At 31.6% G+C, this 11,718-nt stretch carries 10 protein-coding genes; all 10 read left to right on the top strand.

Annotated elements, in window-relative coordinates; translation table 11 throughout:
* Window positions 1-235: 235 nt before the first annotated feature.
* The 10 genes from PMI10_RS06110 to PMI10_RS06065 all read left to right on the top strand — a co-directional run bounded on the left by PMI10_RS06110 (window position 236) and on the right by PMI10_RS06065 (window position 11,713).
* The gene (locus tag PMI10_RS06110; RefSeq protein WP_007805709.1) at window positions 236-964 is read left to right on the top strand and encodes a hypothetical protein; all 729 of its coding nucleotides are present in this window, start codon (window positions 236-238) and stop codon (window positions 962-964) included.
* A gap of 63 nt (window positions 965-1,027) precedes the next feature.
* Window positions 1,028-1,963: a hypothetical protein gene (locus PMI10_RS06105; RefSeq protein ID WP_007805708.1), complete on the top strand. Its 936-nt coding sequence runs from the start codon at window positions 1,028-1,030 to the stop codon at window positions 1,961-1,963.
* Between the two features lie 85 nt (window positions 1,964-2,048).
* Window positions 2,049-2,999, top strand: a complete 951-nt coding sequence (locus tag PMI10_RS22300; protein ID WP_007805706.1) for a tail fiber protein — start codon at window positions 2,049-2,051, stop codon at window positions 2,997-2,999.
* 5 nt (window positions 3,000-3,004) lie between these two features.
* A complete protein-coding gene (locus tag PMI10_RS21595) occupies window positions 3,005-4,465 on the top strand; it encodes a tail fiber protein (RefSeq protein ID WP_007805704.1) in 1,461 nt (486 codons plus the stop codon).
* Window positions 4,466-4,473: 8 nt separating this feature from the next.
* A complete protein-coding gene (locus tag PMI10_RS06090) occupies window positions 4,474-4,959 on the top strand; it encodes a hypothetical protein (RefSeq protein ID WP_007805702.1) in 486 nt (161 codons plus the stop codon).
* Complete coding sequence (locus PMI10_RS06085; RefSeq protein ID WP_007805701.1) at window positions 4,956-6,239, top strand: hypothetical protein; 1,284 nt, start codon at window positions 4,956-4,958, stop codon at window positions 6,237-6,239. Before PMI10_RS06090 ends, PMI10_RS06085 begins: the two co-directional genes overlap by 4 nt.
* Window positions 6,227-6,571: a hypothetical protein gene (locus tag PMI10_RS06080; RefSeq protein WP_007805699.1), complete on the top strand. Its 345-nt coding sequence runs from the start codon at window positions 6,227-6,229 to the stop codon at window positions 6,569-6,571. The genes PMI10_RS06085 and PMI10_RS06080 overlap by 13 nt, the downstream gene beginning before the upstream one ends.
* Window positions 6,553-7,023, top strand: a complete 471-nt coding sequence (locus PMI10_RS06075; protein ID WP_007805698.1) for a PulJ/GspJ family protein — start codon at window positions 6,553-6,555, stop codon at window positions 7,021-7,023. The genes PMI10_RS06080 and PMI10_RS06075 overlap by 19 nt, the downstream gene beginning before the upstream one ends.
* On the top strand, window positions 7,013-8,149 hold the full coding sequence (locus PMI10_RS06070) for a type II secretion system F family protein (protein ID WP_007805696.1): 1,137 nt from the start codon (window positions 7,013-7,015) through the stop codon (window positions 8,147-8,149). The genes PMI10_RS06075 and PMI10_RS06070 overlap by 11 nt, the downstream gene beginning before the upstream one ends.
* Before the next feature lie 144 nt (window positions 8,150-8,293).
* A complete protein-coding gene (locus PMI10_RS06065; protein WP_007805695.1) occupies window positions 8,294-11,713 on the top strand; it encodes an RHS repeat protein in 3,420 nt (1,139 codons plus the stop codon).
* The last annotated feature ends 5 nt before the right edge of the window (window positions 11,714-11,718 follow it).

The raw sequence follows: 11,718 nt of genomic DNA, 5'->3' as shown, positions 1-11,718 counted from the left end.
CTTTTTGGGGCATGTTCAGTAACGAAGTGGCTTTTTATGTTTTGATTATCGTTCTTATAACAAAAAACTGCCTTAACAAAGTATGTATTTGAAGATATAAAAACCCACAAGGTTTATAAAATAAATTATCTGAAAAAATCCCGTAAAATCTAATAAACCTATATTCTAATTTTATAGATTTGTTAAAAAAAAATCATTGAAATTTAACAGGATAATTTCATATAAAATTAAAATCATGATTAAAAAAATTATTGTATTCTTTTTTATACTATGTGCTGCTTGTCAAACAACTAAAATAAAAGAGGATACTTACAAAATTGCCACTTCATCACCTGAATTAGGCTCCATTGGTCAGTCTCAAAAAAACTATAAAAGAGAAAATAGTTTTGCAGAAAGGACATTACCAAAACTCGAAAATAAAATCAGAATTACAATTGGCATTGTACCCTTCAATCGAAAATTAAATAAGGTGTATAAATCTAAAGCCAAATACAATCAGAACCAGACAAAAGTAACCTATATAGACAGTCTGCCCAACAAACCTGAATTGGCAACCATCAAAATCCTGGATATAAATGGACTGGTAAATGAATTAAATGCCCCTTATAATGCTGATGTTTTCAGGTTATTAAGAGATACTGAAAATTCTGAAATGGTAACGAGTATTGCGGTAAGTCTGTCTATCGACGAAATCACAAAAATCAGACAGGCAGATGCCTATTATTTGGTTAATTCACAGGAAAAAAAATATACTATTGCTTTATACAAAACAGGAAAAAAAACAGAAACTATTGATATTAGTCAGGAAAGCATTGTAGGGTATCAGACAAGTAAATTTTGTTGGGCATCCAATCAAAAAAGACAATGGTATATTGCTGATATTGTACAAGGAAATACCAATTGTAAAGGAAACACCAAATCAATTCCGGAGGATAAAAAAAACAAAAGCCTTTTTGACATGTAAATCTTTTTATCACTATCCACATATTTATTATAATCAGTTTTAACTGAAAAAAATCAAACTCCAATGAATAAATCCATTTTATATAAACTCCTTCCCCTTGTTTTACTTTTAGCATTATTTTCCTGTGAAGAAATACTACTTGTGGATGATATTTCAGATAAGGAAATTACATTGATTGCTCCTGCGAATAATAGTGTTTTATTTTCGACAGGTGTTTCTTTTTCGTGGGATAAAATTAAAAATGCAGATAAATATCATTTGCAAATTGCCAAACCAAATTTTACTTCCCCTGTGCAAATTGTTCTTGATACATTAGTTACATCCACAATATTTAATCAACAATTAAATATTGGCAAGTATGAATGGCGTGTTAAGGCAGTAAACAGTGGTTATGAAACAGCCTATAAAACATGGTCTTTTGAAATTTTAAATAATGATGATTTCCAGGACAATACTGTTGTTTTATTAGCCCCAGGTAATAACCTGATTACTAAAAATGTTGCTCAGAAATTATCATGGCAAAGCATAATTGGAGCAAGTGAATACCAACTTCAGATATATGACAGCAATAATGTTATAGTTAAAGAAGAAAAAACATCATCTACCAATATTGATTATACATTTGCCGACGGAAATTTTAGTTGGAAAGTTAGGGCAACTAATGGATCAAAAGAAACATTATATACTACAAGAACAATTTTGGTAGATACTAAAGCACCTAATACACCTGTCTTATCAAATCCGGTAAATGCCAGTTCAACAACAGCTACCGATATTAATTTTCAATTTAGCAGAACTTCAATTTCAGGAAGTACTGAAACAGACAGCATTTATGTTTATAACGAAAGTGCCCTGACAAATCTAAACTTTAAGGATAAAGCATCCAGTCCTTATAATAAAACATTAACCAAAGGAACTTACTATTGGTATGTAAAATCTTTTGATGAAGCCGGAAATACAGGCGAAAAAAGTACTGTTTTCAGTTTTACTATAAATTAAATTTTCAAAACTATTTTAAAATATTGAATCTCAATAAAAAAAAGCGAATTAATTAAACAAGAAAATCTCAAAACATTTTAATAAAATGAAAAAAATATTTACAATACTTTTAATTTCCTTAAGTTTCACAAGAATATCAGCAAAACCTTTTGATAAAACTATTTCAACGACTTTAAATGTTACTGAATATGAAACAGGCGTTACCTTTCCTGCAGGTTATATAATTGGGGATTATGTTGAGTTTTTAAGTGTAAGTCCAATATCTGCCGGAGCGAGCGGTTACTATCAAATCTCTATAAGTTATACCAGAGGAAATGTAGCATCGGCTGCAACGCATTTAGCTTCAATATCTCATTCCAATCCTGAACTATGGAGAGAAGCAGGAAGAATAAATAATAATCCATACGTAGGAACCGGAATGAATTTTACAGTAGATTGCAATACGCAATATGCTAATCCCCGCTTTAGAATAAGAGCAATTAATACTTTAGGTATAAATACTCCTATTACAGTTTATATAAAAGTAACTTCATTAAATATAAATAGTACATATACCGCTTTAAATACTACGGGGAATGATTTAACTGTTTCGAAATTTCTTCCAATGACATCCGATTGGAATTTATATGTTGGAGATGTTTTTTCTGCTAATGGGGCTAATCTTGCTATAAAAGCAATTCAAAATGGTAATGTTGGTATAGGGACAACAAATCCAGACGAAAAACTTACTGTAAAAGGAAAAATCCATACCCAGGAAGTCAAAGTAGATATGGCAGGACCACTTGTTCCTGATTATGTTTTTGCAAATGACTACAAACTAAAATCTTTACAGGAAGTAGAAGAATACATCAAACAAAACAGTCATTTACCTGAAATTCCTTCAGCTAAGGAAATTGAAAAAAATGGTTTAATGCTGGCGGAGATGAATATGAGTTTATTAAAGAAAATGGAAGAAATGACGCTTTATATGATAGAACAAAATAAATCAATTGAAGACTTAAAAAAAGAAATAAAAAATATTAAATCAAAACTATAATACAAATGAAGAATATATATATTCTGGGTTGCATCCTAATGACAATTAATACTTTCTCACAAATTAACTCACCTAGCGGTAATAATCTATTTTATTATAATGGTAATGCAGATGTAACTTTTAGATATCAGCCAAGAGGTACTGGAGGGCGTGCTTTTGTACATGCTGATGGAAATATTTTAGGCCTTAATTTTGGAAGTGATTTTACAGGCGGAACGAGAATTGGAAATGATGTGTTTTTTAAAGATGGAGGCAATTCATATATTAATTCGGGTAATTTTGGTATAGGAACTTCTACTCCCAATTCTAAATTCGTAGTAATGAATAATGGCTATGGTATTAGTATTAATCCGGAAGCTGCAGCAGGAGGTTTGGCTTTTAATAGAAATGCATTAGACGGGACTATTTACAACACTTCTTTATCAGCATGGCAATTCTCAGCAAGAGACGAAATGTTTACTCTAGAAGGATACAGTGGTGCTCAACATGAACTTTTTTCAGTACTGAAAAATGGAAATTTTGGAATTGGCACTTATTCCCCTACTACCAAGCTAGATGTACGAGGCAATATTTCAGTATGGAGTTCAAATTTTGGAAATACCGAAGAACATGGTCAAATCTTATTTGAAAACACAAACCATGGAATTCGAAGAATAGGAAACGTTGTTGATATTTTTACCTCAGGAGGCACAGAAAGCGGAATTACATTTACGCCCAGATCTTTTAATGCTACCACTAATTCTTATTCTAATATGTTAGTAGCTTTGAAAATTGCATCGGATGGTAAAATAGGTATAGGTACAACAAATCCATCAAAGAATTTAGATATATATAACAGTTCTGCAACTACATTAAAAATCTCTACAGCCGATCCAGCATCATATACTACTGAAATCCACTTAGGAGGAAGTGCTGATTTTACAAAATCTGCTATAATATCAGCTCCAAACGCTGCGGGGTGGTATCGCCAGGATTTATTTTTTTGCTTAGCAAATGGAAATAACACATCATCAGTCGGAATATCAGATGCAGCAATGGTTATTAAAAGTTATAACTCCGGACAATTTGGGAATGTTGGTATTGGAACAACAAATCCAGACGAAAAACTTACCGTAAAAGGAAAAATTCATACTCAGGAAGTCCGCGTAGATATGACCGGACCTTTAGCGGCAACAGTCCCCGATTATGTTTTTTCAAATGATTATAAACTAAAATCTTTACAAGAAGTAGAAGAATACATTAAACAAAACAGTCACTTACCGGAAATTCCTTCAGCTCAGGAAATTGAAAAAAATGGTTTAATGCTGGCGGAGATGAATATGAGTTTATTGCAAAAAATCGAAGAACTGACACTTTATTCAATTGATCAAAATAAAAAAATCGAAGCACAAACGAAAGAAATAGAATCTTTAAAAGATTTAGTACTGCGCGTTACAAAAATTGAAAGTGAGCTGGCCCGAAAATAAGCTATTTAATGAAAAATAAAAAAAACATATACATTCTTCTACCTGTCGTATTATTCGTTTGGGGAAGCGTTTTGTATCAGCTTTTTTCTTTTACCAATACTGATGAAATCAGTCCTGCAGAAAAAAGTGAATTTATCATTAAACCTTTAAAAATAAAAGAAAGACAAACCTTTGCCATTAATGTAAATTACAGAGATCCTTTTTTAGGCAAAATGTATGCTCCCCAAAAGGCTTCAGGCATAAAAACAAAATCTTCTAAAGTAAATAAGCAGCCAAAACCTAAGGAAACCCTGGTGTGGCCAACTGTTCTCTATAAAGGAATGATATCTGATGTTAAAGAAAAAAAGAAAGTTTTCATTCTTATTATTGATGGGAAATATCATTATATGAATATTGGGGATACAGAAAACGATATCTTTTTAAAAGACGGAGATAAAGAATCTGTATATATCAAATACAAAGGAAACCTTAATCTTATAATGCTCGGAGATTGAAGCTGATATATAAAATTAAATCCGGTGCTCTACAGTTTACAGTATTTATTGCTGTTCTCATTGCCCTGCTTTTGGCCGGATTAATTTTGTATGCGTATACTTTTATTTATATGAAAGAGCAGTCAAAAGGTGCTATCGAAAACATTCAAATGGCCGATATTGGAATCCAATATTTACTGGAACAGAAAGAAATCAATTCGGATACCACACAAATTGATTTCATTAAAAAAGAAAACCAGACCATAAAAACCTGTTTATCGCAATGGGGAATATTTCAAAAAGGCATTACCGTTACGCAATTCCGAAAAAAGAAATTTACAAAAACGGCTCTTATAGGATCACTGATAAAAGCCGATGAGTCACCAACCCTGTTTTTACAGGAAACCCATAATGGCCTGACAGTCGTTGGAAACACAACAATTAGGGGGAATGCTTATTTACCGACTCAGGGCGTAAATTCAGGTTATATAGCAGGAAATAGTTATTATGGATCCCAATTAATTTATGGCACTACCAAAAAAAGTTCCGCTGAATTGCCAAAACTCGAAAAAACAGTGCTGGATGGTATCCAATATTATCTTAAAGAGTACAAACCCGAGAATCAGGAAGAATACATAAATTTAAGTTCAGCTTTAAAAATCACAAATTCATTTAAAACAAAAACCAAAGGATATTATTCTTCAGATCCGATTGTTCTGGAAAATAAAATCATCATCGGAAATATCATTATCAAATCCGGAACATCCATTAAAATTAAAAAAACAGCATTACTTAAAGATATCATTCTAATAGCGCCAATTATAGAAATTGAAGATGAAGCCACTGGCAATTTTCAGGCTATAGCCTCAAAAAAAATCACGTTGGGTAAAAACTGTAACTTAATCTATCCAACAGCTTTATTGCTTTTTCAGGACAATAAAAATAGTCCAAACGAAACTTCAAATATTCCGTTTGATAATCAAATCTATATAAATACCGGAAGTATTGTAAAAGGAAATATCTGTTATATCCAAACAAAAGAGACAGCTGATTTTCAAACACAGGTTGTTTTAGAAAAAGAAGGAAAAATAAAGGGACAGGTATATTGTAACGGTAATTTTGAGATAAGAGGAATTGTGTCAGGATCGGTTTATACCAAACAGTTTGTTGCCAATCAGTCAGGATCTATTTTTATGAATCATATCTATAACGGAACCATCGAAAACGAAAATATCCCGGCTATCTATGGCGGATTTCTTTTCGAACAAGAACCTAAAACTGTTTTGAAATGGCTGTATTAAAAAAAATAAAATCGGCAACCCTGATTGAAGCACTTATCGCAACAGTATTAATTGTAATCATATTCGTTATTGCCAGTCTTGTATTGAATAACTTGGTTTTAAATACTTTTTCCAAAAATACACACCCTGTTGAAAACCGAATAAATGAATTGGAATATGAAATTCAGAACAAACTGATCAAACTTCCTTATCAGGAAAGTTATAAAGGCTGGGAAATCAATATTGAGTCCACAACTATTGCTTCTAAAAAAATCATTGCCATTTCGGCTGTGAACAGTACATCAAAAAAGGAGATTTTAAAACAACAAATCATATGGCCGCAGGAAAATTAAAATCATTTACACTTGCAGAATTAATAGTTGTCATGATTATTACTGCTATTGTGGTCGGAATGGCGTTTAGTGTGTTGCGTATAGTTCAAAAACAGATTCATACGATTCAGGCCAATTTTGATAAAACAAGTACTTTGGCTTTATTTGAACAAAAGTTATGGCAGGATTTTAATGAGCCTCACAATATAATTTACAATAAAAATGAACTTATTTTGATTTCTGAAACAGATACAATCAACTACTCGTTTCAGGAAAAATTTACGATGAGAAACCAGGATACTATTAAACTGAAAATCACTCCAAATAAAGCTTTTTTAAAAGGAAAAGAAATAATGAACGGTACTATAGACGCTATTACTTTACAGGCAAATACAGAACTTCCTGATTATGAAATTTTCGTATCTAAAAAAAATGATATAACCTTTTTTATGAATCAGGAAGATGGCCTTTAAAATAGAAAATACCCCAAACAAAAAAACTATTCAATCCAAAAAAACGAATAGTATTGAAGATCTGCTTAAAAAAGAAATTACTCTTTTTGGAGATTCTTTTAACAACAAAAAGAAACAGACCTTTTATCAGGAATTAGCCGTTTTATTAAAAGCCGGAGTCAGCTTTAAGGAAGGTTTATCCTTAATCATCGAATCATTAAAGAAAAATAATGATAAAGAATTAATTCAGTCCATACTTAATGAAGTGGTTAACGGTAAACCATTTTCAGATGCTTTATTGGCTTCAAAATCATTTACTGAATATGAATATTATTCTATTAAGATTGGAGAAGAGACCGGAACAACCGCGCAGGTATGTGCAGAATTAGGCTATTTTTTTGAGCGTAAAAATGAACAAAAAAGAATAATCATTGCTGCTCTCACTTACCCTTCTATTGTGTTGAGTACCGCTGTTTTGGTAGTAGTTTTTATGTTGAGTTATGTGGTTCCGATGTTTCAGGATATTTTCAAACAAAACAATATGGAGCTGCCTTTTCTGACGCAGGTAATTGTTAAATTATCTGTCCTGACTAAAACGTATGGAATCTATTTTTTATTAGCCTTAATTCTTTTTATTTTTTCAACTCAATTTTTTAAAGATAATCTCAAATACAAAAGAACCATGCACTATTTTTTGATCAAAATACCGGTTCTGGGTGCTTTTATGAATAAAGTTTATCTGGCACAATTTACTCAGGCAGTTACCTTGCTAACGACAGCCAAAGTTCCATTATTGAATAGTATACAGATGGTCAAAAAAATGATTCAATTCGTGCCTTTACAGGATGCATTGGAAAAAGTTGAAGAAAGCATCTTAAAAGGAAATAGTTTGAGCTCCAGTTTAAAAAACAATCCTCTTTTTGATAACCGAATCATATCACTCGTAAAAGTAGCCGAAGAAACCAACCAGACCGAATATGTTTTTAAACAACTCAGCGAACAATACAATAACGAAGTGATGCAGCAATCTAAAGTTATGACAACCGTTTTGGAACCTTTTATTATTCTTTTCGTAGGAGTTTTAGTGGCGGTTTTATTGGTGGCTATGTATCTACCTATGTTTCAGTTGAGTAGTGCGATTGGGTAAAATTCAAAAAAAAGCTATTAACAATTAAGATTCTTTTGTTAATATATATATCTAAAGAAATAAAAACTCGTTAACAAAAAAGAATTAAACTTGTAATTTCTTATAGGAAAAACAAAACCTTAACATTTAATATTTTTATCAAATATGTTTAAAACATTTACTTTAAAACTAATATTCATTACATTATTAGTTTCAAATGCCATATTTTCTCAAGTAACTAAAGATTTACCAAATTATTTCCCTGTAAGCCCTAATGCGGCTTCCTTTGCAAAAGAAGGTTTATTTCCTGTAGATTATTCAACCGGAAAAATAAATATCAGTATTCCACTTTATACAATTAAAACGAAAGAACTAACTGTTCCTATTGATATTAATTATAACAGTGCCGGCATACAACTGGATGAACTTGCTTCTTGGGTAGGCCTTGGATGGAATTTAAATGCCGGTGGAGCAGTAATTAGGAATGTTAAAGGAATTCCCGATACGGGTACAGGTGTTCCTGACATAAGTAATCTTGCTTTTACAGCGGTCAATTATGATAATCTATATAATCAATATGATCCATATAAATTTAATGCTATTGATACAGCATATGATGAATTTATAATAAATGCTCCTGGTCTGTCCGGAACTTTTTATTTTGTAAATAATAAAGCCGTTTTTAAAGATTTACAAAATACGATGGTAAAAACCTCTGTTACAAATAATCAATTATTAACTAATACCTCTACACTAGAAATAACTAAAAGTGATGGAACAGTCTATAGGTTTGGACAAGGACTAGATGGGTATAATGCTAACGAAACTGTTCATAATACATCTGGCACTTTTAAACCTGATTACATTACGTCTTGGTATTTAACTGAAATTATACCTGCTAATAGTAAAAGTATAAATGATATAATATCGTTTAAATATAAACTTCTTGATAATACGCATGATTATGCTATTATTGTTGGAGAAAAAATTATAGATAATAATATTAGTGCCTCAAACTCTCCAGTTTTAGCCTCAATTTTCCCTGAAAAAACAAATAGCTCTAACAAACAGTTCTTAACTTCAATAAATTTCAGCAATGGAATTATTGAATTTACTTCTAGTTTGAATAGACAAGATTTAGTTGACGATTACAAATTAGATCAAATTAGCATTTATAGCCTTAAAGGAACTTTAAAAACTTTAGTCCAGGAATATGGCTTTGTTTATGATTATTATACAAGATATGGTGGATACACAACATCTACTTATAGTACCACAAGTGATCCTTATGATTATAATGCCCAAAGGAATATTAATAGCAGAAACAAATCTTTAAAACTTACTCAAATTGTAAATAACATCCTGAATGTAAAGCACATTTTTGAATACGAAAACACACAGCTTCCTTTAAGAGGGACAACCAAAAAAGATTTTTGGGGGTATATCAATGCCAATACTGGCAATTTATCTCCACCAACCAGAGTAGATCGTATATCTGGAGATATTCGTAATAATTATAGTACGACAGCAGGTAACGGAAATAGAAGTGCTAATGAAACCCTAATGAAGTCAGGAATTTTACAAAAAATAACGTTTCCTGAAGGCGGATATTCTGTTTTTGAATACGAAGCGAATAGATATATCGAAAATGTGACTATACCGACTATTGTATCTAAAAATGCTACTGTTGTGGTTTATGGTACTGGCTGTAACGCCAATTATGGGCCTAGTACTAATAGTACTGTATTTACCCCTACTAACTATGTTTTAGGCAGTGGAAAGCTAAATATTACTTTTACAGCTGCTACGCAAGAATCTAATATAGGTAACACAAATGTTAAATATGACACCGAAACTTTTGGGCGACCTGCTCCGCTAACAATAGGTGGCTCTTATACTTATGCTAGAGAATTTAATAATACAAGCCATACCTTATCTGCTGCTGAGTACAGATCGGGAAGTATTGGTGCTTATGGATGTCCTGTAACTTCTATTACAGCATCTTGGCAAGAAAGTTCAGGTAGTACGACTACACCTACAGTTAAGTATGTTGGTGGTTTACGAATAAAATCGGTCAAATCTTATGATGGAAAAAACACCAATTCTGTTACTACAAAGCAATATCTTTATGAAAATGAAAACCCATTAGTGAAAGAAGGGAATGGAAGTTATGTTAGAGGTGTATTTGCAGGTGATAATGCCTCTTATGATATATTACCTGTTTTTTCGACATCTGCAGTATTAGACAATAATACAGGTAGCTCTCCAGCTGTTACTTATGGAAAGGTAACAGAAATTGATGCTGATATAATAAATTCCAAAAATAATGGAAAAATTGAATATTACTATGAAAATATAGCTTTATCACGCCTTTTCGATATTAATGCAGGTAATTTACCCAAAGTCTTTAAATCGCCTCAATATATTCAAAGTGGAGGCGTTAATCAGCCTTTTGAAACAACATTAAACTATTTATCATTTACTTTTTTTAAAAATGATATGTGGAATCAAGGGTCATTAATTAAGAAAAATATTTATAAAACTGGTATAGAGCCTAACACCTACAAAATAGTAAACAGTATGGTGAATCAATACACTATTCTAAAACAATCATCACTATCATATAATATCGTTTTTAATAATTTCCCGACGCCTATTTTTCCTAATGATCATCCTGAAACATTTAATCTGCCATATAGTCAAGGAAGTGACTTTCATTCTGGTATATTATATTATGCTGTAGGACAAACTTCCCAAGGAAAAAAAGCACTAACTAACACAATTGAAACAGATTACGACAACAATGAAGTTGCCACTACACAAAAAACAACCACTTATGGTTATGAAAACCCTCTTCATAATCAGGTAACTAAAACTGAAATTATAAATAGTAAAAATGAAGCTTTAAAAACTCAATTAAGCTATCCGCAAGATTTAGTAGCCACTAATCAAACTACTGAAATGCAAAAGTTAATTGATCAAAATAAAATTGATAAACCAATAAAAACAGAAACTTTTGTTAACAACGTACAAACATCAGAATCAATCACTAAATATGAAGAGAGTTCTGCAACAGGAATGTTGCTTTTACCCAAAGAAATTCACTCATCAAAAGGAAGTGTCGAGACTTTCCCATTTAGTGATGCAAATCGTAAAATAAATTTTACTCTTTATGATACTGATGTAGTAAATGGAGTTACACTAGGAAATGGAAATGTTTTAGAATATTCTTTAGAGAATGGCACTCCTGTATCCATTATCTGGGGATATAATAAAACGCAACCTATCGCTAAAATAGAAAATGCAACTTACAGTCAAGTTTCAGCTTATGTAGCAAACCTACAGAGTATTTCAAACACAGGAAATGAACTTGACTTGATTTCAGCTATGAATACTTTGAGAGCATCTATACCAAATGCAATGATTACGACTTATACTTACATCCCGCTTGTAGGAGTTAGTACTATTACGGATCCTAAAGGAAATAAAACAAGCTATACTTATGATACTGCAGGCAGACTTCAATTTGTAAAAGACAAAGACGGCAATATCCTTTCCGAAAACCAATACAATTACAAACAATAACCCAA

Origin of the sequence: Flavobacterium sp. CF136 (assembly GCF_000282055.1) — a bacterium.
Classification (GTDB): Bacteria; Bacteroidota; Bacteroidia; order Flavobacteriales; family Flavobacteriaceae; genus Flavobacterium.
This window is presented reverse-complemented; position numbering and strand designations above follow the sequence as displayed.

Coding starts and splice junctions, on each gene's coding strand:
- PMI10_RS06110 (WP_007805709.1), top strand. CDS start 236: ATGATTAAAAAAATTATTGTATTCTTTTTTATACTATGTGCTGCTTGT.
- PMI10_RS06105 (WP_007805708.1), top strand. CDS start 1,028: ATGAATAAATCCATTTTATATAAACTCCTTCCCCTTGTTTTACTTTTA.
- PMI10_RS22300 (WP_007805706.1), top strand. CDS start 2,049: ATGAAAAAAATATTTACAATACTTTTAATTTCCTTAAGTTTCACAAGA.
- PMI10_RS21595 (WP_007805704.1), top strand. CDS start 3,005: ATGAAGAATATATATATTCTGGGTTGCATCCTAATGACAATTAATACT.
- PMI10_RS06090 (WP_007805702.1), top strand. CDS start 4,474: ATGAAAAATAAAAAAAACATATACATTCTTCTACCTGTCGTATTATTC.
- PMI10_RS06080 (WP_007805699.1), top strand. CDS start 6,227: ATGGCTGTATTAAAAAAAATAAAATCGGCAACCCTGATTGAAGCACTT.
- PMI10_RS06075 (WP_007805698.1), top strand. CDS start 6,553: ATGGCCGCAGGAAAATTAAAATCATTTACACTTGCAGAATTAATAGTT.
- PMI10_RS06070 (WP_007805696.1), top strand. CDS start 7,013: ATGGCCTTTAAAATAGAAAATACCCCAAACAAAAAAACTATTCAATCC.
- PMI10_RS06065 (WP_007805695.1), top strand. CDS start 8,294: ATGTTTAAAACATTTACTTTAAAACTAATATTCATTACATTATTAGTT.